General features: G+C 68.8%; 31 protein-coding genes. 19 read left to right on the forward strand and 12 right to left on the reverse strand.

Going from position 1 to position 26,536, the window contains the following annotated elements:
- Position 1 precedes the first annotated feature (1 nt).
- The 7 genes from ACZ50N_RS00655 to ACZ50N_RS00685 are packed head-to-tail and all read left to right on the forward strand — an operon-like array spanning position 2 to position 6,536.
- A complete protein-coding gene (locus ACZ50N_RS00655) occupies positions 2-1,147 on the forward strand; it encodes a virulence factor Mce family protein (protein WP_464474331.1) in 1,146 nt (381 codons plus the stop codon).
- 3 nt (positions 1,148-1,150) lie between these two features.
- Complete coding sequence (locus ACZ50N_RS00660) at positions 1,151-2,713, forward strand: virulence factor Mce family protein (RefSeq protein ID WP_464474332.1); 1,563 nt, start codon at positions 1,151-1,153, stop codon at positions 2,711-2,713.
- Positions 2,683-3,363: an Rv1363c family protein gene (locus ACZ50N_RS00665; protein WP_464474333.1), complete on the forward strand. Its 681-nt coding sequence runs from the start codon at positions 2,683-2,685 to the stop codon at positions 3,361-3,363. The genes ACZ50N_RS00660 and ACZ50N_RS00665 overlap by 31 nt, the downstream gene beginning before the upstream one ends.
- On the forward strand, positions 3,360-4,340 hold the full coding sequence (locus ACZ50N_RS00670; RefSeq protein WP_464474334.1) for an RDD family protein: 981 nt from the start codon (positions 3,360-3,362) through the stop codon (positions 4,338-4,340). Before ACZ50N_RS00665 ends, ACZ50N_RS00670 begins: the two co-directional genes overlap by 4 nt.
- Positions 4,337-4,888: an Rv1363c family protein gene (locus tag ACZ50N_RS00675; RefSeq protein WP_464474335.1), complete on the forward strand. Its 552-nt coding sequence runs from the start codon at positions 4,337-4,339 to the stop codon at positions 4,886-4,888. Before ACZ50N_RS00670 ends, ACZ50N_RS00675 begins: the two co-directional genes overlap by 4 nt.
- Complete coding sequence (locus ACZ50N_RS00680) at positions 4,855-5,763, forward strand: mammalian cell entry protein (RefSeq protein ID WP_464474336.1); 909 nt, start codon at positions 4,855-4,857, stop codon at positions 5,761-5,763. Before ACZ50N_RS00675 ends, ACZ50N_RS00680 begins: the two co-directional genes overlap by 34 nt.
- A 5-nt stretch (positions 5,764-5,768) precedes the next feature.
- The gene (locus ACZ50N_RS00685) at positions 5,769-6,536 is read left to right on the forward strand and encodes a fructosamine kinase family protein (protein ID WP_464474337.1); all 768 of its coding nucleotides are present in this window, start codon (positions 5,769-5,771) and stop codon (positions 6,534-6,536) included.
- On the opposite strand, the gene ACZ50N_RS00690 is transcribed toward ACZ50N_RS00685, so the two are convergent.
- On the reverse strand, positions 6,529-7,611 hold the full coding sequence (locus tag ACZ50N_RS00690) for a phosphodiester glycosidase family protein (protein ID WP_464474338.1): 1,083 nt from the start codon (positions 7,609-7,611) through the stop codon (positions 6,529-6,531). The two genes, ACZ50N_RS00685 and ACZ50N_RS00690, sit on opposite strands and share 8 nt — an antisense overlap.
- Positions 7,612-7,770: 159 nt before the next feature.
- On the opposite strand from ACZ50N_RS00690, the gene ACZ50N_RS00695 reads away from it, so the two are divergent.
- Entirely contained in the window at positions 7,771-8,226 is a 456-nt protein-coding gene (locus tag ACZ50N_RS00695) for an SRPBCC family protein (protein WP_133412772.1), read from the forward strand.
- Here ACZ50N_RS00695 and ACZ50N_RS00700 read toward each other — a convergent pair.
- Positions 8,202-9,512 (reverse strand): PQQ-dependent sugar dehydrogenase, encoded by a 1,311-nt coding sequence (locus ACZ50N_RS00700; protein WP_464474339.1) that lies wholly within the window; start codon positions 9,510-9,512, stop codon positions 8,202-8,204. The two genes, ACZ50N_RS00695 and ACZ50N_RS00700, sit on opposite strands and share 25 nt — an antisense overlap.
- Entirely contained in the window at positions 9,490-10,257 is a 768-nt protein-coding gene (locus tag ACZ50N_RS00705; protein WP_464474340.1) for a pirin family protein, read from the reverse strand. The genes ACZ50N_RS00700 and ACZ50N_RS00705 overlap by 23 nt, the downstream gene beginning before the upstream one ends.
- A 93-nt stretch (positions 10,258-10,350) precedes the next feature.
- Between ACZ50N_RS00705 and ACZ50N_RS00710 the strand changes: the two genes are divergently transcribed.
- A complete protein-coding gene (locus tag ACZ50N_RS00710) occupies positions 10,351-10,791 on the forward strand; it encodes a MarR family winged helix-turn-helix transcriptional regulator (RefSeq protein WP_464474341.1) in 441 nt (146 codons plus the stop codon).
- 124 nt (positions 10,792-10,915) lie between these two features.
- Here the strand turns inward: ACZ50N_RS00710 and ACZ50N_RS00715 are convergent, their stop codons facing one another.
- From ACZ50N_RS00715 to ACZ50N_RS00725, 3 genes are all read right to left on the reverse strand, one after another.
- Positions 10,916-11,269: an ArsR/SmtB family transcription factor gene (locus tag ACZ50N_RS00715; RefSeq protein WP_464474342.1), complete on the reverse strand. Its 354-nt coding sequence runs from the start codon at positions 11,267-11,269 to the stop codon at positions 10,916-10,918.
- Complete coding sequence (locus ACZ50N_RS00720) at positions 11,260-11,739, reverse strand: SRPBCC family protein (protein WP_464474343.1); 480 nt, start codon at positions 11,737-11,739, stop codon at positions 11,260-11,262. Before ACZ50N_RS00720 ends, ACZ50N_RS00715 begins: the two co-directional genes overlap by 10 nt.
- Before the next feature lie 78 nt (positions 11,740-11,817).
- Positions 11,818-12,810 carry a sigma-70 family RNA polymerase sigma factor gene (locus ACZ50N_RS00725; RefSeq protein WP_464474344.1) on the reverse strand — a complete coding sequence of 331 codons (993 nt, stop codon included), beginning with the start codon at positions 12,808-12,810 and terminating at the stop codon, positions 11,818-11,820.
- An 83-nt stretch (positions 12,811-12,893) separates the two neighbouring features.
- On the opposite strand from ACZ50N_RS00725, the gene ACZ50N_RS00730 reads away from it, so the two are divergent.
- The 5 genes from ACZ50N_RS00730 (at position 12,894) to ACZ50N_RS00750 (ending at position 16,751) form a co-directional block, all read left to right on the forward strand.
- On the forward strand, positions 12,894-13,733 hold the full coding sequence (locus ACZ50N_RS00730; RefSeq protein WP_464474345.1) for an alpha/beta hydrolase: 840 nt from the start codon (positions 12,894-12,896) through the stop codon (positions 13,731-13,733).
- 44 nt (positions 13,734-13,777) lie between these two features.
- Positions 13,778-14,743: an alpha/beta hydrolase family protein gene (locus ACZ50N_RS00735; protein WP_464475741.1), complete on the forward strand. Its 966-nt coding sequence runs from the start codon at positions 13,778-13,780 to the stop codon at positions 14,741-14,743.
- Between the two features lie 79 nt (positions 14,744-14,822).
- Positions 14,823-15,575 (forward strand): DUF2786 domain-containing protein, encoded by a 753-nt coding sequence (locus tag ACZ50N_RS00740; RefSeq protein ID WP_111509832.1) that lies wholly within the window; start codon positions 14,823-14,825, stop codon positions 15,573-15,575.
- A complete protein-coding gene (locus ACZ50N_RS00745; protein WP_464474346.1) occupies positions 15,572-16,066 on the forward strand; it encodes a TIGR04338 family metallohydrolase in 495 nt (164 codons plus the stop codon). The genes ACZ50N_RS00740 and ACZ50N_RS00745 overlap by 4 nt, the downstream gene beginning before the upstream one ends.
- A 25-nt stretch (positions 16,067-16,091) precedes the next feature.
- Positions 16,092-16,751 carry an O-methyltransferase gene (locus ACZ50N_RS00750; protein WP_464474347.1) on the forward strand — a complete coding sequence of 220 codons (660 nt, stop codon included), beginning with the start codon at positions 16,092-16,094 and terminating at the stop codon, positions 16,749-16,751.
- On the opposite strand, the gene ACZ50N_RS00755 is transcribed toward ACZ50N_RS00750, so the two are convergent.
- Genes ACZ50N_RS00755 through ACZ50N_RS00780 form a run of 6 tightly spaced genes read right to left on the reverse strand, consistent with a single transcriptional unit; the run spans position 16,748 to position 22,622 of the window.
- On the reverse strand, positions 16,748-17,533 hold the full coding sequence (locus ACZ50N_RS00755) for a TauD/TfdA dioxygenase family protein (RefSeq protein WP_464474348.1): 786 nt from the start codon (positions 17,531-17,533) through the stop codon (positions 16,748-16,750). The two genes, ACZ50N_RS00750 and ACZ50N_RS00755, sit on opposite strands and share 4 nt — an antisense overlap.
- Complete coding sequence (locus ACZ50N_RS00760) at positions 17,530-18,516, reverse strand: D-alanine--D-alanine ligase family protein (protein ID WP_464474349.1); 987 nt, start codon at positions 18,514-18,516, stop codon at positions 17,530-17,532. The genes ACZ50N_RS00755 and ACZ50N_RS00760 overlap by 4 nt, the downstream gene beginning before the upstream one ends.
- A gap of 25 nt (positions 18,517-18,541) precedes the next feature.
- Positions 18,542-19,903, reverse strand: a complete 1,362-nt coding sequence (locus tag ACZ50N_RS00765) for an ATP-grasp domain-containing protein (RefSeq protein ID WP_464474350.1) — start codon at positions 19,901-19,903, stop codon at positions 18,542-18,544.
- A gap of 10 nt (positions 19,904-19,913) precedes the next feature.
- A complete protein-coding gene (locus ACZ50N_RS00770) occupies positions 19,914-20,726 on the reverse strand; it encodes an O-methyltransferase (protein WP_464474351.1) in 813 nt (270 codons plus the stop codon).
- Entirely contained in the window at positions 20,719-21,936 is a 1,218-nt protein-coding gene (locus tag ACZ50N_RS00775; RefSeq protein WP_464474352.1) for a sedoheptulose 7-phosphate cyclase, read from the reverse strand. The genes ACZ50N_RS00770 and ACZ50N_RS00775 overlap by 8 nt, the downstream gene beginning before the upstream one ends.
- Positions 21,937-21,956: 20 nt before the next feature.
- Positions 21,957-22,622, reverse strand: coding sequence for an HAD family hydrolase (locus ACZ50N_RS00780; RefSeq protein ID WP_046362417.1), 666 nt, complete (start codon positions 22,620-22,622; stop codon positions 21,957-21,959).
- A gap of 201 nt (positions 22,623-22,823) precedes the next feature.
- Here ACZ50N_RS00780 and ACZ50N_RS00785 point away from each other — a divergent pair, with 201 nt between their 5' ends.
- The 5 genes from ACZ50N_RS00785 (at position 22,824) to ACZ50N_RS00805 (ending at position 26,532) form a co-directional block, all read left to right on the forward strand.
- Positions 22,824-23,396 (forward strand): TetR family transcriptional regulator, encoded by a 573-nt coding sequence (locus tag ACZ50N_RS00785; RefSeq protein ID WP_073684048.1) that lies wholly within the window; start codon positions 22,824-22,826, stop codon positions 23,394-23,396.
- A gap of 194 nt (positions 23,397-23,590) precedes the next feature.
- Positions 23,591-23,974 carry an SRPBCC family protein gene (locus tag ACZ50N_RS00790; protein ID WP_046362418.1) on the forward strand — a complete coding sequence of 128 codons (384 nt, stop codon included), beginning with the start codon at positions 23,591-23,593 and terminating at the stop codon, positions 23,972-23,974.
- Between the two features lie 40 nt (positions 23,975-24,014).
- The gene (locus ACZ50N_RS00795) at positions 24,015-24,299 is read left to right on the forward strand and encodes a GlsB/YeaQ/YmgE family stress response membrane protein (protein ID WP_046362452.1); all 285 of its coding nucleotides are present in this window, start codon (positions 24,015-24,017) and stop codon (positions 24,297-24,299) included.
- Positions 24,300-24,740: an SRPBCC family protein gene (locus tag ACZ50N_RS00800; RefSeq protein ID WP_073684046.1), complete on the forward strand. Its 441-nt coding sequence runs from the start codon at positions 24,300-24,302 to the stop codon at positions 24,738-24,740. It begins immediately after the preceding gene.
- Between the two features lie 190 nt (positions 24,741-24,930).
- A complete protein-coding gene (locus tag ACZ50N_RS00805; RefSeq protein ID WP_464474353.1) occupies positions 24,931-26,532 on the forward strand; it encodes a thiamine pyrophosphate-binding protein in 1,602 nt (533 codons plus the stop codon).
- The last annotated feature ends 4 nt before the right edge of the window (positions 26,533-26,536 follow it).

Raw genomic sequence — 26,536 nt, forward strand, 5'->3', positions numbered from 1 at the left:
CGTGGGACGCTTGGCGACTTTGGGCCGTCGCGCGGTCGCGCTCGGCGCGGCGGCCGTGGTGCTGAGCTCGTGTGGTTCGTGGAAGGGCATCGCGAATGTGCCGCTGCCCGGCGGTCCCGGGACCGGGTCCGACCACACGACGATCTACGTGCAGATGCCGGACACGTTGGCGCTCAACGTCAACAGCCGAGTGCGGGTGGCCGACGTGTACGTCGGCCGGGTGCGCTCGATCGAGCTGAAGAACTGGGTGGCCACCCTGACGCTCGATCTCGATTCGACGGTGCAGCTGCCGAAGAACACGTTGGCGAAGATCGGTCAGACGAGCCTGCTGGGTTCGCAGCACGTGCAGCTCGACGCGCCGCCGGACCCGTCGCCGGAGAAGCTGAAGACCGGGGACACCATCCCGCTGAAGAACGCGTCAGCGTTCCCGACCACCGAGCGCGTGTTGGCGAGCATCGCCTCGATCCTCACCGGCGGCGGGGTGTCGAACCTGGAGACGATCCAGAGCGAGATCTTCAATGTCCTCAACGGTCGGTCCGATCAGATCCGCGACTTCCTGGGCAAGCTCGACACGTTCACCGACGAGCTGAATCAGCAGCGCGGCGACATCACCCGGGCCATCGATTCGACGAACCGGTTGCTCTCGATCGTCGAGCAGCGCAACGACACGCTCGACCAGGTGTTGACCGAGTTTCCGCCGCTGATCAAGCACTTCGCCGACACCCGCGATCTGTTCGCCGACGCGGTCGAGGCGCTGGGCCGGATCAGCAACGCCGCCGATGATGCGCTGTCACCGGCCAGCGGTGACCTGAACACGAACCTGGCCAATCTGCAGCGTCCGCTGCGGGAGTTGGGCAAGGCATCGCCGTACCTGATCGGCGCGCTGAAGCTGATGTTCACCGCACCATTCAGCATCGAGAATGTGCCGAAGGCGATCCGCGGCGACTACCTCAACGTGTCGCTGGGGCTTGATCTGACGCTGTCGGCCATCGACAACGGCTTCCTGAGCGGCACGGGTGTCTCTGGCATGCTGCGCGCCCTCGAGCAGTCGTGGGGCCGCGATCCGGCCACGATGATTCCGGATGTCCGATTCACGCCGAACCCACACGACGCACCCGGCGGACCGCTGGTGGAAAGGGGTGAGTGAGCGATGTTGACCCGCTTCATCAAGATCCAGTTGGTCCTCTTCACGGTGCTCACCGTGGCGGCCGTCGCGGTGTTGGGGCTGTACTACCTGCGCCTGCCGAGCCTGGCCGGCGTCGGTCAGTACACGCTCTACACGGAGCTGCCGCGCTCGGGCGGTCTGTACGCCACGGGCAACGTTACCTACCGAGGCACGCAGATCGGCAAGGTGACCGAGGTCGAGCCCACCGAGAACGGCGCCCGCGCCACACTGAGCATCAGCGACGACTACAAGATCCCGGTCGACGTGACGGCCGAGGTGCACTCGGTGTCGGCGATCGGTGAGCAGTACCTCGATCTGGTGCCTGCCGCCGACACCAAGCAGTACCTCAGCCCGGGGCAGACCATCACGAAGACCACGGTCCCGGCCGAGGTGGGTCCGGCGCTCGACGCGGCCAACCGCGGACTGGCCGTGCTGCCCAAGGAGAAGATCGATTCGCTGCTGACAGAGACGTCGGCCGCGGTCGGTGGGCTGGGTCCGTCCCTGCAGCGGCTGGTCGAGTCGACGACCAATCTCGCCGAGGGGTTCCGCGACAACCTGCCGCAGGTCAACGACATCATCGCGAACTCCGCGCCGATCCTGAACAGCCAGGTGCAGTCGGGCGACGCGATCGGCCAGTGGGCGCGCAACCTGAACGTTATCGCCAGCCAGACCGCCGAGCAGGACGGCGCGCTGCGCAGCGGTCTGCAGCAGGCGGCGCCGACGCTGGATCAGGTGAACGCGCTGTTCTCCGATGTGCGCGACTCGCTGCCGCAGACGCTGGCCAACCTGTCGGTGGTCATCGACATGCTCAAGCGCTACAACAAAGGCCTCGAGCAGGCGCTGGTGATCCTGCCGCAGGGCGCGTCACTGACGCAGGCGGGCACGATATTCGAGAACGAGGGCCTGGTGCACCTCTCCCTCTCGATCAATTCGCCGCCCCCCTGTTTGACCGGGTTCCTGCCGGCGTCGGAGTGGCGCTCGCCCGCTGACACCAGCATGGCGCCGCTGCCGACCGGCACCTACTGCAAGATCCCGAAGGACTACCAGGGCAACGTCGTTCGTGGCGCCCGTAACTACCCGTGCGCGGATGTGCCGGGTAAGCGCGCCGCCTCGCCGAAGGAATGCCACAGCAACGAGCCCTACGTGCCGCTGGGCACCAACCCCTGGTACGGCGACCCCAACCAGATCCTGTCCTGCCCCGCTCCGGGCGCCCGGTGCGACCAGGGAGTGACTCCGGGTCGGGTGGTTCCGGCGCCGTCGGTGAACAACGGCATGAACCCGTTGCCGGCCGACCAGCTGCCGCCTCCGCTCAGCACCTCACCGGTCAGCGATCCGATCAGCAGACCGGGCTCGGGTACCGTCAGCTGCAGCGGGCAACAGCCCAACCCGTGTATCTACACTCCCGCGCAGGGCCCGCCCGGCAGCACCGCCGCGTACAGCCCGCAGAGCGGCGAGGTCGTGGGGCCCGACGGAGTCCGATACAACGTGAAGAACTCGAGTAACCCAGGAGATGACGGATGGAAGGAGATGCTGGCACCAGCCGGCTGAACCCCCCCATCGACACCCCCGAGGACGGCGCCGCCGACGAGGACACGACGGTCGCCGAAGACTCGACGGTCGGCGAAGACTCGACGGTCGGCCCGGAATCGACGGTCGACGAGCAGTTCCTCGATCACGCACCGACGGACCCGCGACGGCAGTCGCGGCTCGGCACCCGCTGGGTCGCCGGCCTGACCGCGGCCCTGCTGCTCCTGGCCGGTGGCGCAGCGGCGGGTGGCTACTACGCGTGGAAGGCGAATCAGCGTGGCGCGGCAATCGCCCGCAGCGATGACGCCGCGCTGGCCGCCGCCAAGGAATGCGTGGCGGCCACGAATGCCCCCGACACGGCGGCGATGACGGTGGCGCAGTCCAAGATCCTGGAGTGCTCGACCGGCGACTTCGGGGTGCAGGCCGGTCTGTTCGGCAGCGTGATCGCCGAGGCGTACCAGGCGGCCAACGCGAAGGTGGCCGTCGACGATCTGCGCGCCGCCGTCGAGCGGCACAATCCAGATGGCTCGATCAACGTGCTCGTCGCCGTCCGGGTGAAGATCACCAACTCCCAAGCCGCCAATCAGCAGGTCGGTTACCGGCTGCGCGCGACGATGGCGTTCGACGAGGGCCGGTACCGCATCGCCAAGCTCGACCAGGTGACCTCGTGACCGTGGTTCTGCCCACCACCGACTCCGTCTCCGACACCGAGGTGCCGGAGGTGGTCCGGGCGTCGTGGTCGACGCGGGCGGGCGCGCTGCTGGTCGACGTCCTGCCGGGCGTGGCGGTGATCGTCACGATGGGGCTGTTGGCGCTGGCCTCGCCCGCCGACGGCTGGGCGCGCTGGGTGTTCACCGGCGCGGGCGCGGTGGCGCTGTTCGCGACGGCGGTCAACCGGCTGGTCCTTCCGGCCGCGACGGGGTGGACGCTGGGGCGGGCCCTGTGTGGCATCGCGGTGCGCGACCGGAACGGTGGTCCCGTGGGTATCGGGCGCCTCGCCCTCCGGGAGCTCGCGCATCTGCTGGACACGGTGGCGGTGTTCGTCGGCTGGCTCTGGCCGCTGTGGGATCGCCGACGCCGCACGTTCGCCGACATGCTGGCGCGCACCGAAGTCGTCGTCGTCGAGCGCCCGGCCCGCAACGTGCGGCGGCTGGTCGCAGTGGTGCTGATCGCGGTGGCAGTGGTGTGTGCGGCGGCCGCCGGGCTGGGCTACCTGACGGTGTACAAGCACGAGCGCGCGGTCGATGCCGCGCGGGCCCAGATCGACGAGCAGGGGCCGCGCATCGTCGAACAGATGCTGAGCTACAGCGCCGACACCATGGCCGCCGATTTCGCCCGCGCTCAGGGGCTGACCACCGACACCTACCGTGAGCAGTTGGTCGCCCAGCAGCAGGCGGCGCAGAAGGCGGGGATCAAGTCCAACGAGTACTGGGCCGTCAGCCATGCGGTGCTCACCGATCCGCCGGTCACGCCGGATCAGGCGTCCATGCTGCTGGCGATGCAGGGGCAGCGCGGCGACGATCCGAAGACCCTGAAGTTCATCACGGCCACGGTGCGTGCCGACTTCGACCGCGCGGCGAACGGTCAGTGGCGAGTGGCGAACCTGACCGTGCTGAAGAAGCCGCAGATGAATCCGGCGGGCCAGTGAGTCCGCGGCGCAAGGTCGACGACACCGCGACCGACTACTTCGGCAGTCGGCCCCGGCGGCCGCGACGCTGGGGTCTTCCGCTGGTGGCGACGGTGGTGGCACTCGTGGTCGCCGCGGCGATCACGGCGAGCACCCTGATGATGATCCGCCACGAGCACGACCGGACCGATGCCGTACGGGAGGCGTCCGCACTCGGGTACACCCGGGAGTTCATGACCGAGTACATGACTCTGGATCCGTTCAACGCCAACGCCTATGCCGACCGGATCGCTGCTCAGGCCACCGGCGAGTTCGCGAAGAGCTTCAAGGAGAAGCAGAACGAGATCCTGCTGCAGGTGGCTCGCGGAGAACCGACCACCGGCACGGTGCTCGCCGCGGGTGTGCAGCGCTGGAATGACCACGGCAGCGCCGACGTGCTGATCGCCACCAAGGCGACCTCGACGACGCCCGACGGCAAGACGACGATCGAAAGTGGCAGCCGCTGGATCGCCACGACGATCAAGGAAGGACAGCAGTGGAAGATCAGCAACCTGATTCAGGTGATCTGACCACCGACGACGCGGCAACCGCGACCCCCGCCGATCCCGCGCCGTCGCCTCGTCGGCGCCGCTTCTTCCGGCGTCGCGCGAACGCAGCGACGGAGCCCGAAGAGATGGTCGAGCGGCTCGAGCCCGAGTCGTCGGCGGTGGAGGAGCCACTCGAAGCGCCCAAGAGGCCGGTCGGCAAGGCGGCGAGGACGTCGAAGCCGGAAGCCGGTGATGGGGACACGGCGTCGGCCGAGTCGGACGCCGACGCCACGCCGGAATCCGAGCCGGACACCGATGCCTCAGCCGAGGCGGTAGACGAGGCTGCCGACGAGACTGCCGCGGACGAGTTCCGGATGGTCGAGCATCGCCCCGCGGGGCGCGGTCTGGTCGCGGCCGCGGTGGTCGCCTCGGTGCTGTTCGTCGGTGGGGGAGCCTTCGCCGGGGCGATGGTGCAGCCCTACTTGGCGCAGCGGGCGCTGAACACAACCAAGCTGGAGATCGCCCGCACGGCGACGGCGGCGATCACCGCGCTGTGGAGTTACACCCCGGACGACATGCCCGCCCTGGCGGACCGCGCCTCGAGGTACCTCGGCGGCGATTTCGCGGCCGATTACCGCAAGTACATCGACGCGATCGTCGAGCCGAACAAGCAGGCCCAGGTCACCAACACGACCGAGGTGGTCGGTGCGGCGGTGGAGAGTGTGTCGCCCTCGATTGCGCCGACCGATGCCACCGCGATCGTGTACACCAACTCGATCTCGACGAGCCCGGTCACCAAGAACATCCCGTCGCTGCGCTACCTGTCCTACCGCCTGACGATGAAGCGTGAGGGCGGGGAGTGGCGGATCACCCGGATGTCGACGGTCACGTCGTTCGACCTGACTCCCCAGCTGTAAATCGCTTGTTCCACGTGAAACGTCACGCGCATGCGCCTGACGGGTTCTTTCGATGCGAAGCCGTTGGGCTGCAATGGCTTTCGGCCGCGGACGGGGGTGTTCCGGCGGTCCGGGTGGTGGCGGTCGACGAGCACTCCCTCACGCTGGAGCGGCTGACGTCGGTGCCGCCCGAGCGGGCGGCCGCGCGGACGTTCGGCGCCCGCCTGGCGCGCACGCACGCGGCAGGCGCCGACGGCTTCGGCGCGCCGCCGCCTGGATGGACCGCGCCGGCGGGCTTCTTCGGACCGCTGCAGCAGCCGCTGCCGATGAGCTACAGCCACGACACGTCGTGGGGACGCTTCTACGCGGAGCACCGGTTGATGCCGATGCTCGAGCGGGCGCGGGTGACACCGGATACCCGGGAGGCTGTCGAGGAGGTCGTGTCCCGTTGTGCAGCAGGGGTGTTCGATGACCCATCCGAGGAGCCGTGCCGGCTGCATGGTGACCTGTGGCGCGGCAACGTGATGTGGACGCCCGACGGAGTGGTGGTGATCGATCCGGCCGCGCACGGCGGCCATCGCGAGACGGACCTGGCGATGCTGGAGCTGTTCGGGTGTCCGCACCACGACGCTGTGCTCGAGGGCTATCAACAGGTGCGACCGTTGGCCGAGGGTTGGCGCGACAGGATCGGCCTGCACCAGCTCTACCCGCTGCTGGCGCACATGGTGTTGTTCGGTTCCGGTTACGAGCGCCAGACGCTGGCGGCTGCCCGCAGTGCGATGGCGGCTAGTTGAACGCCAGCCACGCAGGCTGTGCCCGCTCGTGCGAATCGCACAGCACCGCCATCGTGTCGCAGGAGCCCTGCGGTGAACCGGCGCCCGCCCACATGCCGCCGGTGTCGCGGCGCAGCACGATGGCCGTCGAGCCGCCGCCGTCGAGCAGGACCGCCGTGTCACTGCCCAGCCCGCGGAACAGGTCTTGGATCTGGTCAGGGGTGTAGCTACCGCCGGAGAACACGTACATCTCGTCGCGGTCGCGTACGTAGGCGATCGCAGTGCGCGCCGCGCTCGGGCCGGGATCGTTCATCTGGCCGGTGTCCCCGGGCGCTAGCAGGTGCATGCCGGCCACCGCGACGAACCGGGTGCCCTTGTCGAGCAGGCCGGCGATCACCGGCGATGCCGCGTCGAAGTCGTTGTCGCTCTTGGGCGGTATCACGAACGGTGCGCCCTGCACCGGCAGGACCATCGTCGACAGCGCCATCCAGTTCTCGTTGCCGCCCGACAGGCCCTGCTTGCCGGCGTAGGCCAGCGTGCCGGTGACCGCGGCGTTGGTGCGGCCCAGATTGCGGGTGGTGTCGATGTAGGCACCCAGCGGCGAACTGCAGCCGGTCGATTTCCACGAGCCGCCCTGCTGGCCGCGCACGTCGAAGAAGTTCGCATTGATCGCGATTGTCGGCTGGCCGAGCACCTGCCACGCCTGCAGCGGGGAGTAGGTTTCCGACGCCTGCAGCAGGCCTTCGGCGGTGCGGGCGCGGGGGTCGCGCTCGCAGCGGGCCTGGAATCCGGTGTGAGAGTCGGCCAGCAGCCGCGGCGCCAATCTCGACGAGGCGGCTTTGATGATCATCAACCGGCCGCCGTTGCCCATCTCATACCAGCGACCCGAGGCGTCGAGCATGGGGGCGGGGAACCCCGACCCGAAGTTGTAGACGAGGTACGAGCCCTTGGTGGTGGCGATCGCGGTGGCGAGCAGTTCCCGAGCGCTGGCCGCTGCGGCGTGTGGCGCGCTGACTCCGGCGGCCACCACGGCGCAGACCACCGCCGCCGCGGCGCCGCGTAGTCGCCGCCGAATGTTTGCGGCAGGAGTCGACACGGGCGGCTCCTTCGACAGGGGAACTGACCTGGCTGGTCAGAAGGCCAACAATAATCGCAGCAGAATCGCTGTCAACTTTCGTCACAGCAGTATCACAGGATGGTTCCGCCGAGATTGCTGACCGGTTTGCTGCGAGCTCGCCAGCGGGTACTCGACAGCATGCCCACCGTGTCCCGTACCTTCACCGTCAGTCCGCCGCCTCCGGTCGTCGTCGACTACCTCAAGGACTTCGCGCACGCCGAGCAGTGGGATCCGGGCACCCGGAGTTGTGAACGCATCGACAGCGGCCCGGTCACCGAAGGCGCGTACTGGCACAACGTCAGCAAGATCCTCGGCGTCACCGCCGAGCTGACCTACACGCTCGACGAGCTCACCGACCGCAAGGTCGTTTTCGTCGGTGAGAACGGCTCATCGACATCGGTCGACACCATCACCGTCGAACCGGAGGGCCCCGGATCGGTGATCACCTACGAGGCAGAGTTGCACATGCACGGCACCGCGAGGCTGCTCAATCCGGTGATGAAGCTGGCGTTCGAGAAGATGGCCGGCGACACCGAGAAGCAGTTGGCGGCGGTGCTGAACGGACTCGATCAGCGCGGCGGCGTCAGCCGGTAGATCGCATCGGCGGCGTCGTCGGTGATGTAGACCGCGCCATCCGGGCCGGCGACCGCCGCGACGGGTCGGCCCCACCGGGAGCCGTTGTCGCCCTGGAAGCCGCCGACGAGCGTCTGCTGGTTCTCCAGCCGCCCATCGCGCCACGGATAGAAGGACACCTCGGGTTCGCGTGGCGGCTGGCGGTTCCACGATCCGTGCACGCCGATCAGGGCCCCTTGCGCGTACGGCGCAGGCAGGGCGCCGTCGACGAAGCTCAGCCCCAGCGGCGCCGAGTGCGCACCCATGCTCTGCTCGACGGCCGGCAATGTCGCGCAATCCAATTCGGTGCCGTCCGGGTTGGTCTGGACATCCCGGACGAACGGGAGATCAGCGGGCCCGCCAGCCGGATTGCAGTACGGCCAACCCAATTCGCGACCCGGCGTCAGGCGCGCGATCTGCTCGGGAGGGTTCTCACCGACGTAGGCGGGGTCGACCTGGCCGGTGCTCGGGTCGGCGACGTTGTCACGCCCGTTGTTCGCGGTCCACACGGATCCGTCGGGTGCGACGGCCAGACCGGTGCCGTTGCGGACGCCGGTGGCGAACGGTGCGGCGGGCCCGCCGCCGGGCGGGACCCGCATGATCGTGGCCCGCGGCGGCGTGGCGGTGCGGTCGGCAGCCGAGATGTTGCCGGTCGAGCCGATCGAGAAGTACACCGCACCGTCGGGTCCGACGGCCACGCTCTTGAGTGCGTGCGAGTACGCGCCACGCAGGTCGGGGCTCTTGGCGTCGGGCAACCCGCCGGCGACCACACGCGGGTTGGTCGCGGCGCCGTTCGCGTAGTCGTATGCGTTGATCTCGTCGCTCTGCGCGACGTAGAGCGTCGACCCGGCCATCGCCAGTCCGTGCGGCTGGTCCAGGCCGTCGAGCAGCACCGATTGGGTCGCACCGGCATCGCCCGGCGTGAACCGCAAGACCGTGCCCGCGCTCGGCACCGACACCAGCAGCGTGCCGTCGGGCGCCCACAGCGCGAGCCGCGGTCGCGGCGTCCGTGCCCACACCGACAGCTGCCATCCCGTCGGCACCCGGACCTGCCGCGGCTGGTCGAACGGCGCCTCCGCCATGCCCGCTGGCACGGTGACGTCGACGGTGCTCATGCCGGTCTGCGGCACCGAGGTCGCACCTGACGACGGGGCCGCAAACGTCGATGAGGCCGGCGGCGCGGGTTCCGACGCGGTGCTGCATCCGGCGACCAGTGTGGCCGCGACGAGCAGCGCGCCGAGGTGGCTAGGCCGCGGCGAGACCGGCATGCATCTCCCAGACGAGGATCTCGGCGGCGTCGGTGGCGGTGACGCGCTGGCCACCGGATGCGGTGAACCGCACGGCGTCTCCTTCGTGTAGTGCGCCGGCGCCCTCGAGGACCACCTCGCCGCGGGGGACGAACAGGTGCAGGTAGGGGGCATCGGGAAGTTCCACGGTCTGGCCCGGCTGCAGCCGGGCGCCGTGCAGGGCCGCGTAGCGGTTGGCGATCGTGATGGCCGCAGCGTCGCGGTGCTCGGGCATGCCCGAGGCGATCGTCACGAGACCGCCGCGCAGCAGCTCGTCGTCGATCTCGAGTTGCTGGTAGCCCGGGGTGATCCCGGATTCGTCGGGGACCACCCACATCTGCACGAAATGCACTGGCTCAGAATGAGATTGGTCGCCGGTCAGTGTCCATGAGTCGTTCTTCTCGGAGTGCAGGATGCCGCGGCCTGCCGACATGCGCTGCGCCAAACCGGGGTAGATGACCCCCGAGTGGCCGGTGGAGTCCTGGTGCACCAGCGAGCCGCGCAGCACCCACGTGACGATTTCCATGTCGCGGTGCGGGTGGGTGTCAAAACCGGTGCCGGGCTTGACGATGTCGTCGTTGTTGACCAGCAGCAGCCCGTGGTGGGTGTTGTCGGGTTCGTAGTGACCGCCGAAGGAGAAAGAGTGCTTGGAGTCCAGCCAGGCGATCTTCGTGGCTGCGCGGTCGGCGGCGCGGCGGACGTCGACGGCGCTCTGGATGCTGCTCATGGGAATCACTCCTCGGGAGTCCTGGCCAGCCTAGGTGGCTGCTCTGCATCCGACAACATGCATGACACATCATGTATTCCGTACAGTGGGGTGATGGAGTGGCTCACTGCTGAGCAGCAGCGCATCTGGCGCGACTACCTCGCGATGGTCAGCCGGCTGCACACCGCGATGCACCGGCAGCTGCAGGCCGACTGCGAGCTCTCGCTGTCGGACTACGACGTGCTCGTCGCCTTGTCCGAACGCGGACCCCTGCGCATCACCGAACTCGGGGAGCTGATCGGGTGGGAGCAGAGCCGGCTTTCCCATCAGTTGCGTCGCATGCGCGGACGCGGCCTCGTCGAACGCCACGGCGACGACGACGACCGCCGGGCGGCCACGGTCGCGATCACCGCCGAGGGCCGGTCGGCGTTGGAGGTCGCTGCGCCGGGCCACGTCAACCTGGTGCGCTCCGTCATGTTCGACGGGCTCTCGCCCGCCCAGCAGCGCGCGTTCGGAGCGGCGATCGGTCGGGTGCTCGACCGGCTCCCGCGCTGAGCCGGTCAGTCCTCTCTAGCAATCTTGATCGTCGTCCTCTCTAGCTCTTCTGGTGGGACTCCTCAACGCGGCTCGTGCCTCGCCGCTTGATCGTCGTCCTCCCTGGCTCTTCTGGTCGGACTCCTCAACGCGGCTCGTGCCTCGCCGCTTGATCGTCGTCCTCCAGGAAGGCTCGCAACCGGTCGATGCGCTGGTCCCAGCGCTGCGACAAAGTGCCCAGAAGATCCTGCGCTGCATGCAGCGTGCTGGTCTGCACCGTCCAGATCCGTTCCCGTCCGCGCTTCTCGCTCCGTACCACGCCGGCTGACTCGAGCAGGGTGAGGTGCTTTGTCGCCGCCTGCCGGGTCACCGGAACCGCCTGCGTGACAGCCGATGTCGAGCACGGGCCGGTGTCGCACAACCACACCACCATGCTCAGTCGATGGGGATCGCCCAAAGCGTCGAACAGCGGTGCTGCGGTCGCGAGGCTCACGCCCACTGCGGCGCCGCCAGGTACTGCCCGATGAGGCGCAGCTGGGTGGCCCACCCACCGCTGTTGTCGGCGAACGCCGTGGCGCGGTGCGATTCAGGCAGCGCGTCGAACCCGGATTCGACGATCTCGAGCAGCACGCCGCCGTCGGCTTCGGTGAGCGTGAACTCCACCAGCGTGGTCAGCTCCGCGAATTCGGGCTCCTGCAGCGGGTTCCACCGGAACGCGAAGTAGCGTGGCGGCTCGACCGCCACCACGTGCAGGGGAAACGACACCCCGGCGAAATCTGCCTGCTGTGCGGCCACCGCGTCGTCGACCGCGGTGGGTGTCATCGTCCCGGTCACCGTCGCTCCCGCAGTGAAGGGGCCGTCCACCGTCATGCCGAACCACGTACCGAACTGGTCGGACTCACTGATCGCCCGCCACACGCGATCCAGCGATGCGCGCAGCAGAGCACTCTTCTCGATGCGATCCGTCATGATATGCAACCTCCTGGTTGCCCATAACGCTAGAACGGATCGGCGCGATGCGCAACCTTTTGGTTACCTTTTGGACTGTCAGAGGTTTGGCGGTAGCCCGAAGTGCTCGAACAGGTGGTCCTCTTTGAACGCGACCACGTGGACGATGCCGGTGGTCCGGATGTCGAGAACGTGCAGCTGGAACGCTTCGTGCACACCGCTCTGCGGATTGCGCATGTACAGCGCGGCGACCGGTTGCCCGTTGGCCGTGGTCCGCAGGAAGCGCATGTCCCCCGGGCCTTCGGCGGGGCAGTGGTGCTTCGACAGCGCGACGATGTCGGCAGGACCGCGGTACCAGCCGTCGAACGGCGGCATCTCCCACACCGCATCGGCGGTGAACAGGTCCGCCAGTCGGTCGATGTCGTAGGTCTCGAACGCCGAGATGTAGCGGTCCAGCAGCGCCGCGGTCTCCGGCGAGTCGGGCTCCACCGGTTCGTCGTCACGGGTGGGCGCCACCTCGTCGAGCTGGGCTCGGGCGCGTTGAAGCAGGCTGTTGACCGCCGCGGTGGACACTCCGGTTGCCTCGGCGACCTCGGCGGCCCGCCACTGCAGGACCTCGCGCAGCACCAGCACCGCGCGTTGGCGCGCCGGCAGGTGCTGCAGCGCCGCGATGAACGCCAGCCGCACCGATTCGCGGGATTCGACGATCGCCGACGGGTCCGACGGGTCGGTCCCGGTCGGGTCGGGCAGCGGCTCCAGCCACCGGACTTCATGGGGCTCGTGCAGCTCACCGAGCGGATCGGACGCCGGCTGACCCAACCCGCTGGGCAGCGGGCGGCGATTGCGGCCCTCCAGGGCGGTGAGGCAGGTGTTGGTCGCGATGCGGTACAGCCAGGTACGCACCGACGACTTGCCCTCGAACCCCTTGTAGGCCTTCCACGCGCGCAGATACGTCTCCTGCACGAGGTCCTCGGCGTCATGCAGCGAACCGGTCATGCGGTAGCAGTGCGCGAGCAGTTCCCGCCGATATCGCTGGGCATCGGCAAGAAAGGCGTTCTCGGCGCTGCTGTCATCGACAGCCAACACGGTCACGGTTCCCGAGCTTAACGAGCACCACCGACGAAGTCAGCCATGCTCGGCTGCCGGTGCTGCGGGCTCTCGCTAGTCTGCCGTGCATGCCCGTGACGCGAACTGAACGCAGCTTCGACGGAGTCGGTGGCGTGCGCATCGTCTACGACACGTGGACGCCGGACCAGAACCCGCGCGGCGTCGTGATCCTCGCCCACGGATACGCCGAGCACGCCCGCCGCTACGACCACGTGACGGCCCGACTCGGCGACGCCGGTCTGATCACGTATGCGCTCGACCACCGCGGCCACGGCCGTTCCGGCGGGAAGCGCGTGCTGTTGCACGACATGTCCGAGTTCACCACCGACTTCCACACGCTGGTCGGCATCGCGGGCGGCGAGCATCCCGGGCTGCCGCGCATCGTGCTCGGCCACAGCATGGGCGGGGCGATCGTGTTCACCTACGGTGTCGAACACCCCGACGACTACACCGCGATGGTGCTGTCCGGCCCCGCCGTCGCCGCCCAGTCGTCGGTCCCCGCGGTCAAAGTGGCGGCAGCCAAGCTGCTGGGCCGGATCGCGCCAGGCCTGCCGGTGGAGAATCTGCCCGCCGAGGCGGTGTCGCGTGACCCGGAGGTGGTCGCCGCCTACCGTGCCGATCCGCTGGTGTACCAGGGTCGGCTGCCTGCCGGCATCGGCCGCGCGCTGATCGGCGTCGGCGAGACGATGCCCCGTCGGGCCGCGGCGATCACCGCGCCGCTGTTGGTGGTGCACGGCGACGCGGACCGTCTCATCCCGGTGCAGGGCAGCAGGACGCTGGTCGAGTGCGTGGGTTCTTCCGATGTGCACCTGAAGGAGTACCCGGGGCTCTATCACGAGGTGTTCAACGAGCCGGAGAAGGCGCTGGTGCTCGACGACGTGACGTCCTGGATCGAGTCGCAGCTGTGAGGCGCCCCGGGGTGAGACGGCTCGTGGCACTGCTGCTGGGCCTGATGCTGCTGTGCGCGCCCGCGTGCTCGTCGAAGGGCGCCGAGCAGGGCGCGTCCTGGGTCGACGAGGACGTGTCGTTCGACGCCGACGGGTTGACGATCTACGGCACCTACCGGCATCGCAGCGGTGACGAGCGGGGCCCCGCGGCCCTGCTGATCTCCGAGAGCGGCAACACCGACCGCAACGGCGACAACCAGGTCGCCGGCCCCATCGGGAACATGCGGCAGCTGGCCGAGCTACTCTCCGACCGCGGCGTGGCGACGTTGCGCTATGACAAGGTGGGCACCGGCCGGACCGGGATCGGTCCGTACAAAGATCATCCCGACGACGTCGTCAGCGCGGTCTACACCACCGGCGCCAAGGCGGCGCTGCGCTTTCTGGCCGGCCGGCCCGACGCCGATCCGGCGAAGCTGTCGGTGTACGGACTGGGGGAGGGCTCCATCCACGCGCTGACACTGGCCGGGGACACGGCGCCGGATGCACCGAAGGTGCACTCACTGGGCCTGCTGCAGCCGCTGCCGGGGCGCTATCTCGACATCATCACCACCCGCGTCGCGGCGGGCGGCTCGCCCGAAACGGTCGCGGCATGGAAGGCCGCGGTGGCGGAGATCCGTACGCAGGGCACCGTGCCCGCCACGCTTCCCGACGGGCTGAACGCGATCGCGAACGCCGGCAACATCAAAGCGGTCGTCGATGCCGACCGCATCGATCCGCTGGCGCTCGCCGCCGCGGTGCCCGCGGGCACGCCGGTGCTGCTCACCTGCTCCGACTCGGACAACCAAGCCAACTGTGCCAATGCCAAGCCGCTGATCGATGCCCTCGGCCGCACGGATCTGACGGTCACCGAACTCAAGGGCGTCAACCACGTGCTGCGCGACGACCCGACCGACAACATCGCCAACTACGCGAAGAAGGATCCGCTCTCGCCGCAGCTGGTGTCCGCGCTCGACAGCTTCGCCACGCGCTAGCTGTGGATGAAAACGGTTGTGGGGATGGGCGATACTGGTCAGCGATGACATGTCTGCCGCCCGGCCTAGGTTTCCCGGCATGAGTACCGACGAGAAGATGCTGTCCCGGATCGCGGCGCTGCTGCGCCAGGCCGAGGGCACCGACAACGCGCACGAGGCCGAGGCGTTCATGGCCGCCGCCCAGCGGTTGGCCACCGCCACGTCGATCGACCTGGCGGTCGCACGCTCGCACAGCGCGCAGCGCACCGCCGCGCAAACCCCGGTGCAGCGCACCATCACGATCGGCGAGACCGGAGCGCGCGGGCTGCGCACCTACGTGCAGCTGTTCGTGCTGATCGCCGCCGCCAACGACGTCAAGTGCGACATCGCGTCGAACTCGACGTTCGTCTACGCCTACGGGTTCGCCGAGGACATCGACGCCACCCATGCGCTCTACACCAGCCTGGTGCTGCAGATGGTGCGCGCGTCGAAGGACTACATCGCCTCGGGTGCCCATCGCCCGACGCCGACCATCACCGCGCGCATCAACTTCCAGCTCGCGTTCGGGGCGCGGGTGGGGCAGCGGCTGGCCGAGGCCCGCGAACAAGCCCAACAGGAGGCCACCCGCGGCCCGCAGAGCAATCCGGGTACCGCGATCGCGTTGCGCGACAAGGACCTCGAGCTCAAGGACTACTACCGGGAGACGTCGCGGGCGCGCGGGACGTGGCGGGCGACGACGGCAACGGCGGGCTATTCGTCGGCGGCGCGGCGCGCCGGTGACCGTGCTGGGCGCCGGGCGCGGCTGGGCGGGGAGACGGAGTTGGCGGGAGCGCGCGGCGCGCTGGAACGGTGAGTCGGGACACCCAGCGCGCGAAAGTCTATGCCGCAGAACAGTTCGTACGCACGATGTTCGATCGGGCGGCCGAGCGCAACACGCGGATGGTCGAGTTCTTCGGGACGCAGCTGACGCTGCCGCCGGAGGCGCGGTTCGCGTCCGTGGAGTCCGTGCAGGCATACGTGGACGATGTGCTGTCGCTGCCGGCCGTCCGAGAAGCGTGGCCGGGCGTGGGCGCCTTGAGGGTTCGCCCTCGCCGTGGCGCGACGGCGGCGCACTTCGAACGCGTCGGTGAGGCTGCCACCATCGCGGTGCCGGACAACGGAAACCGCTGGGCGCTGAGAGAACTGGTGGTACTCCACGAGATCGCCCACCACCTGTGCGACGCCGAGCCCGCCCACGGGCCGGAGTTCGTCGCGACGCTGCGCGGGCTGACGGCCACGGTGATGGGTCCGGAGGTGGCCCACGTGCTCCAGGTGGTCGGCGCCAGCGAGGGCGTCCGGGGTTGAGCGGGACGCGAGTACCGTCGCTGGCGTGACGGATCCGGACTGGGTGTCTCTCGACCAACTGTTCACCGATGTGTTGCACAGCGAGGACGACGTGCTGCGGGCGGCTCGTGAGGCCGGGGTCGCGGCGGGCATGCCGGCCATCGAAGTGTCCCCGCAGCACGCGGCTCTGCTGTCGCTGTGGGTGCGCGTCGCCCAGGCCCGGCGAGTGCTCGAGATCGGCACGCTCGCGGGCTACAGCACGATCGCTCTCGCCCGTGCCGTCGGTGCGCAGGGTTCCGTCATCAGCCTGGAGTTCGAGGCCGCACATGCCGAGGTGGCGCGGGCCAACCTGGCGCGTGCGGGGGTGGATGACCGCGTGGAGGTGATCGTCGGCGCGGCGCTGGACACGCTGCCCACGCTGACCGATCGTGCGCCGTTCGATCTGGTGTTCATCGACGCCGACAAGGAGAACAACGTCGCCTACGTCGAGTGGGCGATCCGCCTCGGCCGGCCGGGCACGGTGATCATCGTCGACAACATCGCACGCTCGGGCCGGGTGCTGGATCCGCGTCCCGACGACCTGCAGGCCCGCGCCGTGCGGGACATGCTGACGATGATGGGGCAGCATCCGCGCCTGGACAGCGCGGCGATCCAGACCGTCGGCACCAAGGGCTGGGACGGCTTCGCCGTCGCAGTGGTGCGCTAACCCCAGCGCACCCCGTCCAGCACGGTCCCTCGGTGCATCACCCGGTCACCGACCACGCCGCTGTGGTCGGCCTTGTGCATCACGCACCGGTTGTCCCAGATCACCACATCGTGCGGGCGCCACGCATGCCGAAACACATTGTCCGGCTGCGTGGAATGCGTCAACAGGTCGTCGATGAGCTGCTCCGCGTCATCCGGCGCCATGCCGCTGATGTCGCGGCAGCGCTCCCGCGTCGACAGATACAGCGCGGTCCGGCCGGTCAGCGGATGGCGCAGTGCCAGCGGGTGCCGCGCCTGCGTCTCGGCGTCCCCGTCGAGCTCGAGACCGGTGACGACATGGGTGACCACGCGGTTGCGGATCTGCGCCTGCAGCTGACGAGGCAGCGTCGCGTAGGCGGTGTACTGGTTGGTGAACAACGTCTGCCCGCCGCGTTCCGGCACCGTCACCGCACGCAGCGCCGTGTACGCGGGTGGGTTCCGCAGGTAGCTGGTGTCCACATGGAACGACGAACGCGGCGTGCGCGTACGCCCGACGTTCGTGATGACGTTGAGCTGCGGCGCCGCCGGCACCGGTGTCTCCCCGGTGGTGAACACCAGGGTGCCGAAGCTCTTCAGGAACTGCACGAACGCTTCGTCGTCGACGTGCTGATCGGGGAGCACGAGCACGCCGTGCACGGCAAGCAGTGCACGCAGTTGCGAGGCCACCGCGGGGTTCAGCGGACCCACAGCGACCCCACGCACCTGTGCGCCGACGGGGTCGCGGGTGCTCACCTCGAGAGTCATGCCGCGATCCTCGCCTCGCCGCACAGAATGTCGAACAGGTCGAGCACCGAATATCCCTGGGCGGCAGCCATCTTCGCAATCACGCTGGACGGCGCGAAGGAACAGTACGGTCCCGCTTCGAGGAACCACGGCGTGCCCTCGGGGTCGATGCGGAAGTCGAAGAGCCCGTAGTGCCGGCAGCCCAGCGCCGTGAAGCACGTGCGTGCCGCGTCGAACACCGCCGCCTCGACCGGGTCGCCCGGGGCTACGATCCACGCCCGGCCGCCGTCGCCCGCGGTGAGCCGCAGCTCGCCGCCGCCAGAGCGCCCCAGCTTGTCGGCGGGCAACCGGATCGGGGCGTCGAGCGCGTACTCCTCCAACGGCAGGCACACCAACTGGCCGCCGACATCGAGGACGCCGCAACGCACCTCGCGCCCGAGGGGTATGAAGGTCTCGACCAGCACATCGGTGCTGTGGGCGGCCGCCAGCGCGACCGCGGCGGCCACCTCCCCGCGCTCGGTCACCAGCGACACGCCCACCGAGTTGTCCGACCGCGCGGGTTTGACGACCAGCGGCAGCGGCAGGTCGACCTCGTCGGCATGTGTCACGAGCCGGCCGGCGGGCACGGTGACCCCGCGGGCTGCGACGAGGGCGCGGGCCACTGCCTTGTCGGCGGTGTTGGCCATCACCTCGGCGGGGTTGCCGAGGAACGGTAGGCCGAGCAGATCGAGCAACGCCCGGTAGGACGTCATGCCCGGCAGACAGAACATCTGCGGCAGAACCACATCCGGTCGCATCTGCGCCAGCCGCGCGATACCGGCTGTCGCCGAGAGCGGTTCCGCAGCGGCCAGACTGCCTGCGTCCAGCCCCTCGGGAAACTGCCACGTGCCGCCGGGCGCCACGTACGCGAAGCGCACATGGTGCCGCGCCGCGAGCGCCTCGGCGCTGGCACGAGCGTAGAGCCGCGACAGTTCGGCGTGGAACTCGTCGACGGGTGAACCCACCAACTGAACGATGCTGCGGCGCACGTCAATCCCCGCCATTCTCCACGAGCTTGCCGATGTTGAAGTCGATGCGGCGCCAGCCTCGTCGTTGCCTCAGATTGCTGACCAACAGCGCGGGGATCTGCAGGTGGTACACGCCGAGGTAAGGCAGCGGGTCCCATGCCGCGAAGATCGCGTCGCGGCCCCGAGCGATCACGCGCAGGCGCCGCAGCCGGTCGGGTCCGCGCAGCAGGCGCCACACTTCGTGATAGATCCAATAGGTCGGCGTCGAACCCGGCGTCGGGGTGATCGTCGCATGCCCGTCGGTGAGGTAGGCGTGCGCCACGTCCGGATGGTCGTGGAACATCGTGATCGCGCTGTGGGTGCGCGGGTTGCACTCGATGGCGTAGGGCCGACCGCCGTCGCCTTCGATGAAGTCGAACGAGATCTGCCCGCTGACACCGGTAGCCGCAGCGAAACGTTCGACCCATGAGCGGATCTCGGGCTTGTCCACGAAGCCGTAATTCAGCTGCACCGCCGAGGACTCGCAGCAGCCGTACACGGTGACGACGCCGTCGCGCAGGGTGGAGTGCGTGCAGTACTCCTGGCCCTCGACGTACTCCTGCAGCAGCCACGGGTCACTGGGGGAGATGTCGAGTGAGCGGGCGAAAGCCACGTTTTCCGAGGGTGTTTCGCGGCGCAGCCGGGTCAGGTCCGTCCGGCCGACGGGGTTGTAGGCCAGCCGTTTGAGCACATACGAGCGGCCGGGTACGAAGTCGAAACGCTCGACGTCGGCCGGATCGGTGATCAGTGCGCATTCCGGTACCGGGAGGTTCAGCGACGTGCACAGCGTGCTGAAGTCCCGCTTGTCGTCCAGCGTCGCGATCAGTGCCGCCGACCCGTGCAGCACCTCGCAGCGATCGCCGACGAGAGCGGCCACGGCCGCCTCGGGAACGCTGGCCGCGGGGCTAGACACCGGGACAAAGACGTCCACACCTTCGCGAATGATGATGTCCGCCAGCGCCTGCGGGTAGCGCGGATCGGCCGCGTCCGGCAGGGTGTAGAAGCGGTCGACCGCGCGGGAGAAGCGGTGTCCGGTCAAGCGGTACTTGGCGGACTCGGCGAGCACCACCCGGTGCCCGGCCAGGTGGAACGCGCGCGCCAGATGAAGGGCCTTGGTCATCTTGCCGCCGCTGACGAGCACCGTCCGCGCAGTGTCGGCGGCGCGTGCGGCCGGGCGGGGTGCGCGGCGCAGCAGTGCCCCGACGACGATCGCGAGGTCGACGGGGAGGGTGGCCGTCAGGCCCGCGAGGACGGTGAGGGTGCGGGCGGCGTCCCGGGTCGGGGTGGGACGCCGCACCGCACCCACCGGGGCGGCCCGATCTGGGGGGTGGGTGGCAAGGGTCATGAGAGCCGTGTCATCGCGGTAGGGGGCGGATCAGCGTGAGTCCGTCGCGCACGGGGATCAGCACCTGCTCGGTCCTCGGGTCGGCGGCCAGCGCGCGGTTGAATTCGGTGATGGCAGAGCCGTTCTCGGTGGTGGTGCCGGTCCACGGCTGGCCCTGCATCAGCGTGTTGTCGACGGCGATCACCGCGTCGGGGGCCAGCAGCGATGAGTCGAGGAGCAGATCCAGGTAAGCCTGGTACCCACCCTTGTCGGCGTCGATGAACACGAAGTCGAACGATTCTTCGCCGGCGGCTGCCATCCGCCGCAGGGTCTGGAGAGCCGGTCCGAGCTCGATGCGGATGCGATGGCCGGCAGCACACCCCTCGAAGGCTGCCCGCGCCACCTGCGCAGCATCTGGGTCGATCTCGCAGGCCACCACCGTGCCGAAATCGGGTAGTGCCTCGGCCATGGCCAGTGCGGAATAGCCGGTGAACATGCCGATCTCGAGGACCCGCACCGCCGAGGACATCCGGACCAGGAACTTCAGCAGCTGACCTTCGACGTGCCCGGACAGCATCTCCTGCTCCAGGCCGTCGTGCCACGCGTGAGCGCTGGTGGCGCGGGCCAGTTCGGCCAGTTCCGGTGACTCCTCCGTCGTGCCCGCGGTCACGTAGGAGTCCAGTCCGGTCGCCAGATCCCTTGCCTGCGAAAGCTTGTCGAGGACCTGGCCGCTGACCGTGCCGCTCAGCTGGTCGCACAGCTCGGTGAGCTGAGCGGCGAGGATCGAGGTCGGCGTGACCGGCCTCGGTATGACAGGCCCTGGTGTGGCGACCGTGTCAGGCATCGACGGTGGAATAGGTGAAGGCGTCGACGCCGTCACCTCCGCGGTCGAACTCGGTGCACAGCTTCTTGTGCAGAGTGAGCGTGTCGACGAGCTCGTCGACGGTCACGTCGTTGAGGAAGCGGCAGCTGCCGATCGGATCGGGAACTGCGGCCCGCAGGATACCGTCGCGGGTACGCAGGATCGCCGAGGTGGCCGTCTCGAGCAGCTCCGGCGTCAAGTACTCGGAGTCCAGCGCGAGACCCAGGGCGCTCATCGTCGTCAGCACGCGGTCGCGTTCGCCGGCGGTGAGCAGGCCGCGCCGTTCGGCCAGCGTGACCGAGAACGCCATGTCGATGTTGATCGCGTGGCCGTGGAAGAACGGCGTCGTCGGGGTCAGCTCCAACGTCGGACTCCACGTGTGCCCGAATGCGATCACCCGGTCCAGGTCGATCTCGTGCAGATTGGGCGCTTCCAGCTCGAGCATCGTGGCGATCGCCTCGTAGGTGAGGCGATGCGCAACCGAGCGCAACCGCTCGTCGCCGCCGAGGTGGCCGAAGCGGGTGGTGAGCAGCTCGGGGCCGAAACGCTCGAGCATGTCGAAGATCTCGGCGTTACCGACCACGGAGATCTTGATCAGCTCGGCCATGCCGTTGCGGATCTGGTCTTCGGGCAGGGTCTTGAGGAACGAGAAGTCCAGGAACACCTGGCGCGACGCGTGGTAGGCGCCGAGCCGGTTCTTGTGGTGTCCGTGGTTGACCGCCACCTTGATCGACACGCTCGCGTCGATGAGGCCGATCAGGGTGGTGGGGATGCGCAGGTACGGGGTGTTGCGGCGGTAGCTCGCACAGGCGAATCCCGCGACATCGGTGGTCAATCCGCCACCGACGACCAACACGGGTTCGGTTCGTACCAAACCGTATTCGTCGAATGCGGTGACGATCCGCTCGAACGTCTCGAGCGACTTCGCGGTTTCGTGGATGTGCACGCCGATGACGGTCAGGTCGATCCCGTAGTGGGCGAAGTAGGCGTCGATGCTGTCGCGGTAGAGGTCGTAGACCACCTCGTCGATCACCATCAGGGTGCGGCCGTACGGCAGGTAGGCCTCGGCCAGTTCGCGGTTGGCGACGTCGAAGACGCCGTTGACGTAGGTGAGGTCATAGGAGATGCGCTCGTAGCCTTCGACGTGGAAGTTGCTCTCGGAGGCGGTGACTCGCGCGGTGAGATCGCTCATGGGTGGATTCCGTTCGGGGGTCAGGCGGCGACCAGGGACACGACGCGGTCGGCGTCGAGCTGGTCGGCGGTGTCGGTGGCGTCATCGAACTCGGCGCCGGCGGTGTTGGCGTTGGGGAAGGCGATGCAGCGCAGCCCGGCCGCCCGTGCAGCGCGCACGCCACCCACGTTGTCTTCGATGGCCACGGCGTCGGCGGGGGTGAGGCTCAGCCAGTCCAGCGCCAGGACGTAGGCCGCAGGGGCGGGCTTGGTCTCATCGACATGGTCGTCGTACACGATGACGTCGAAGGTGGAGGCGTCGATCTGCGGATCGAGCGCGGCCAGCAGGGCGTCGACGTTGGCCTTCGAGGTGGTGGTGACGAAGCCGAGCTTGTATCCGGCGGCTTTCGCGTGCTCGATGGTCTCGCGTACGCCGGGCCGCAGGATCAGCGTGACCTCGCCCAGGAGCTGCTGGAACAGCTGCGACTTGGTGGCGTGGACGGCGGCAGCGTCCACATCCTCGCCACGGTCTGCCGCGAAGTCGGCGATGCGCTGGGCGCCGCCGTTGCCGCCGAGCATGCTGCGGTACTCGTCCTGTGACCAGTTCCAGTCCAGGCCGTGCTGCGCGAACGCGTCGTTGAAAGCCTGACGCTGCAGTTCCGAGGTGTCGGCGAGTGTGCTGATCGATCCGAAAAGAATGGCGGGCATGGGAATTCCCTTCTCAGAGAGAGAGTTTCGAGCACGTTTCCCCGGGCGCCCGGTGCTGGACGCGGATCGGAGGAAAAGCTGTCTATCGACCGTTTCTGGATCTACAGTTCATTAGTACACAGGCCAGTCACTAATGAAAACCCCGTTCATCGATTCAGATTCTGACGCGTTGGTGACAGACCCCGATCGGAAGGCGCCACCGTGCCCAGCAGTGCCGACATGCCAGGTCAGGACGTGCGGGTGGCTCGGACACGAGCCGATGTCGCACGCGCGGCGCTGGCGGTCCTGCGCGCCGCCGGCTTCGACGACCTCACTCATGCCCGGGTCGCCGAGCAGGCCGGCTATTCCAAGACGACGCTGTACGCCCACTGGCCCTCGCGGCTCGACCTGCTACGCCTCGCGCTCGACGCGCTGGGCACGTTGCCGCACCCCCAGCCCACCGGGGACCTGCGGACGGACCTGGTCGCCGAGCTGACGGCGTTTCGTGGCTCCCTGGCCGACCTGCGGCTGGACCGGGTGCTGTGCGGGCTGGCCGACGGCTCTGCGGGAGCCGACGCGGCGCCGTTGCGTGACCGGATCACCGCCGAGGCGCAGTACGGGCTGCGAATGCTCCTCGCTCCGCGGTTCGCCGGGGCGCGGTTGGACGCGGCGCTGTCGATGCTCACCGGGGTGGTGGCCTGCCCGTCGTTGATGGTCGGCGCACTGCCCGACGATGCGGCTCTGGCGGCGGCGGTGGACATGCTGCTCGGATCGGGTGAAGACTCTGTGAGGTGACGGGCGGCCCGCACGTCCAGTTCCGGCGGCCGATTCCCCTGGCCGGCAGACTCATTCGCCCGATCGCCGGACTGCAACTACCCGATCCGCGCGACCTGATGGTGCACTGCGCGCAGGAGATTGAGCCATCTCGCGGGATTCCTGCCCGAGCTCCACGCGCGATTCACCTGACGCCCCGCGGGTACCCCGCAGCCGTGTGGACAGTGAGCAGACGGATTCCCGCGCCCGCCGACACGGTGTGGCAACTTCTGACCGATCTCGATGCGTGGCCCGTCTGGGGGCCCACCGTCGCCGGCGCCGAACTCGACCGCGGGGCCTTCGAACTCGGGGCGACCGGTCGGGTGTGGACGCCCGTCGGCGTCCCGCTGCCGTTCACCATCACCGAACTCGACCCGGGCAGGACCTGGGCGTGGCGGGTGGCCGGCGTGCCTGCGACCCGCCACGGTGTGGAACCCGCAGCGGGCGGCTGCCGCGCCTGGATGAGCGCGCCCGTCTGGGCGCCCGCCTATCTACCGGTTCTCGCTGTGGGTTTGCGCCGGATCGGCGACATGGCGATTGATTCTGGCGAAGACGGGTAACTCTGCGGCGGTCGGATCACTGCTCAGCGAGGAGAACATCATGATCGGAACAATCATCGGGGCCATCGTCGTCGGGCTGATCGTCGGCGCACTGGCCCGCCTGGTCATGCCCGGCAAGCAGAACATCGGCGTCATCATGACGATCGTGCTCGGCGCCCTCGGTTCGTTCCTCGGCTCGTGGGTGACCTACAACCTGGCCGGCTACTCGAACAGCAACGGCGGCTTCGCGATCATCCCGTTCCTCGTCGGCATCATCGTGGCGATCGTGCTGATCGCGGCCTACCTCGGCATCACCGGCAAGCGCAGCACCGGACCCCGCGTCTAGATGGCGGTCAGCGAAACGCGCGAGACCGTCATCGAGGCGTCTCCCGCGGAGATCTTGGACGTTCTGTACGACCTGGAGTCGCTCACCGAGTGGTCGTCAGCGCACCAGAAGGTCGAGATCCTCGAACGCGACGACGACGGCAGGCCGAAGCGGTCCCGCCAAGTAGTCAAGATCGTCGGAATCAATGACGAACAGGTGCTGGACTATTCGGTGCACGACGACGGGGTCAGCTGGACGCTGGTGAGCTCACAGCAGCAGCGTGCGCAGGAGGGCCGCTACACGCTGACTCCGGATGGCGATCGCACTCACGTGAGATTCGACCTGACCGTCGATCCGACGGTGCCTCTGCCTGGCTTCCTGGTCAAGAGAGGCGCCAAGGGTCTGATGGAAACGGCCACCGACGGTCTGCGCAAGAGGGTGGAGTCCCGAAAAGGCCAATAGATTTTTCTGGCCCTCATCGCCGGCACATCGTGCGTCTGGCCGGCCCCCGAGGTGGTGTTCGGACGTGATCGACCGCGGCGCGTCGGCATTCGGTGACGGGCGTCGTGGGTTCGGTGAACGAACTGTTGCGGCTGGTGCTGTGCGGTTCTAGCGTGGGGCCACCGCGAACCCCCGGCCAGAAAGACTCTCGATGGACCGCAACGGTGGCGACGTCGTCGTCGAGACGCTGACCGCGCTCGGCGCCAGCCACGTCTTCGGCATACCTGGACAGAACGCTCTGGGGCTGTTCGACGCGATCCGGCGCAGCGACCTCACGTTCGTCAGCTCCCGCGTGGAGAACAACGCGGCATTCGCCGCCGACGGGTATGCCCGCGCGACCGGAGAGGTCGGCGTGCTGTTCCTGTCGACCGGGCCGGGTGCACTGACCGCGCTCGGTGCCCTGCAGGAGGCTCACGCGTCGGGTGTGCCGGTGCTCGTGATCGCAAGCCAGGTGCCGCGCCCATACCTGGGGCTGCGGCGCGGCGCCCTGCACCAGCTCGACGACCAGGCGCGCAGCGCGGTCAACGTGACGAAAAGTACTGCGCTGGCGATGAACTCGGGCCAGTTGCCGACGTTGCTCGCCGATGCGTGGTCGTTGGCGCAGTCCGCACCCGCCGGTCCGACGTGGGTGGAGATCCCCCAGGACGTCCTCCTGGAGCCGGCTGATGGTCCGCCGGTGACGTCGGTGCACACCGCGGTGACCGCACGGGCACCCGGCGACGACGTCGTCGCCGCGGCGGCCGCCCGCCTCGATGCCGCAGAACGGCCGGTGATCCTGGCAGGGGGCGGCGTGCGGCGGTCGTCGGGCGGTTCCGAGGCGCTGGTCGCGCTCGCCGAGGCACTCGATGCGCCGGTGGTCTCGACCGTCGGCGGCAAGGGCGCCATCCGCTTCGACCATCCACTCTCGGCGGCCTCCTGGATCGAGGACCGCTACACCACCGAACTATTGGCCGGCGCCGACGTCCTTCTCGCTGTGGGGACAGCACTGGGCGAGGTCACGAGCAACTACCACACCCTCGAACCCGCGGGCACTGTCATCCACATCGACGCCGAAGCGCGCGTACTGGGCGCCAACCACCCCGCGCTGAGCGTCCATGCCGATGCCGCGCAGGCGTTGAGCGCACTGGCGCAGCGGGTCACACGGCGCGACGGCGGTGACGGCGCGCGAATCGCCGCTGACCTGCGGACAGCGGTCGAAAAGAGGCTGGCCGCCCAGAACCTGGACATCGAGCGCACCCTGATGAGCGATCTGCGGCGAGCGGTTCCCGCTGCAGCGCAGACGTTCTGGGACATGACGATCGCCGGCTACTGGGCGTGGTCGGTCTGGGACCCGCTCGACGGCGAGTTCCACAGCGCCCAGGGCGCCGGCGGGCTCGGCTTCGCCTTCCCCGCGGCGCTGGCCGCAGCGCTGGGCACGGGGCAGCGCACGCTGGCGGTCACCGGCGACGGCGGAGCGATGTACTCGATCGCCGAACTGGCCACTGCCCGCCAGCACGACGCGGACGTCACCTGGCTGATCGTCGATGACGGCGGCTACGGAATTCTGCGCGAGTACATGACCGATGCCTTCGGGCAGGCGACCGCCACCGAGCTCGCCCGCCCCGACTTCGCCGCTCTCGCAGCGAGTTTCGACGTTCCCGCGCACATCGCATCCGCAGCGACGGTCGGTGCCGTCGTCGAGGAGACATTCGGCACCCGCGGGCCCGCCGTCGTCGTGCTGCCTGCGCACCTCACGATGTTCTCCGCCACCTAGGAAG

This window comes from Mycolicibacterium obuense, from assembly GCF_055397605.1.

Bases quoted from the DNA above. Each gene is read 5' to 3' on its own strand.
- ACZ50N_RS00805 (WP_464474353.1), top strand. From the start codon at position 24,931: ATGGACCGCAACGGTGGCGACGTCGTCGTCGAGACGCTGACCGCGCTC.
- ACZ50N_RS00730 (WP_464474345.1), top strand. From the start codon at position 12,894: ATGCCCGTGACGCGAACTGAACGCAGCTTCGACGGAGTCGGTGGCGTG.
- ACZ50N_RS00740 (WP_111509832.1), top strand. From the start codon at position 14,823: ATGAGTACCGACGAGAAGATGCTGTCCCGGATCGCGGCGCTGCTGCGC.
- ACZ50N_RS00665 (WP_464474333.1), top strand. From the start codon at position 2,683: ATGGAAGGAGATGCTGGCACCAGCCGGCTGAACCCCCCCATCGACACC.
- ACZ50N_RS00695 (WP_133412772.1), top strand. From the start codon at position 7,771: ATGCCCACCGTGTCCCGTACCTTCACCGTCAGTCCGCCGCCTCCGGTC.
- ACZ50N_RS00775 (WP_464474352.1), bottom strand. From the start codon at position 21,936: ATGAGCGATCTCACCGCGCGAGTCACCGCCTCCGAGAGCAACTTCCAC.
- ACZ50N_RS00795 (WP_046362452.1), top strand. From the start codon at position 24,015: ATGATCGGAACAATCATCGGGGCCATCGTCGTCGGGCTGATCGTCGGC.
- ACZ50N_RS00780 (WP_046362417.1), bottom strand. From the start codon at position 22,622: ATGCCCGCCATTCTTTTCGGATCGATCAGCACACTCGCCGACACCTCG.
- ACZ50N_RS00705 (WP_464474340.1), bottom strand. From the start codon at position 10,257: ATGAGCAGCATCCAGAGCGCCGTCGACGTCCGCCGCGCCGCCGACCGC.
- ACZ50N_RS00700 (WP_464474339.1), bottom strand. From the start codon at position 9,512: ATGCCGGTCTCGCCGCGGCCTAGCCACCTCGGCGCGCTGCTCGTCGCG.
- ACZ50N_RS00800 (WP_073684046.1), top strand. From the start codon at position 24,300: ATGGCGGTCAGCGAAACGCGCGAGACCGTCATCGAGGCGTCTCCCGCG.
- ACZ50N_RS00755 (WP_464474348.1), bottom strand. From the start codon at position 17,533: ATGACTCTCGAGGTGAGCACCCGCGACCCCGTCGGCGCACAGGTGCGT.
- ACZ50N_RS00720 (WP_464474343.1), bottom strand. From the start codon at position 11,739: ATGACGGATCGCATCGAGAAGAGTGCTCTGCTGCGCGCATCGCTGGAT.
- ACZ50N_RS00735 (WP_464475741.1), top strand. From the start codon at position 13,778: ATGCTGCTGTGCGCGCCCGCGTGCTCGTCGAAGGGCGCCGAGCAGGGC.
- ACZ50N_RS00770 (WP_464474351.1), bottom strand. From the start codon at position 20,726: ATGCCTGACACGGTCGCCACACCAGGGCCTGTCATACCGAGGCCGGTC.
- ACZ50N_RS00710 (WP_464474341.1), top strand. From the start codon at position 10,351: ATGGAGTGGCTCACTGCTGAGCAGCAGCGCATCTGGCGCGACTACCTC.
- ACZ50N_RS00765 (WP_464474350.1), bottom strand. From the start codon at position 19,903: ATGACCCTTGCCACCCACCCCCCAGATCGGGCCGCCCCGGTGGGTGCG.
- ACZ50N_RS00660 (WP_464474332.1), top strand. From the start codon at position 1,151: ATGTTGACCCGCTTCATCAAGATCCAGTTGGTCCTCTTCACGGTGCTC.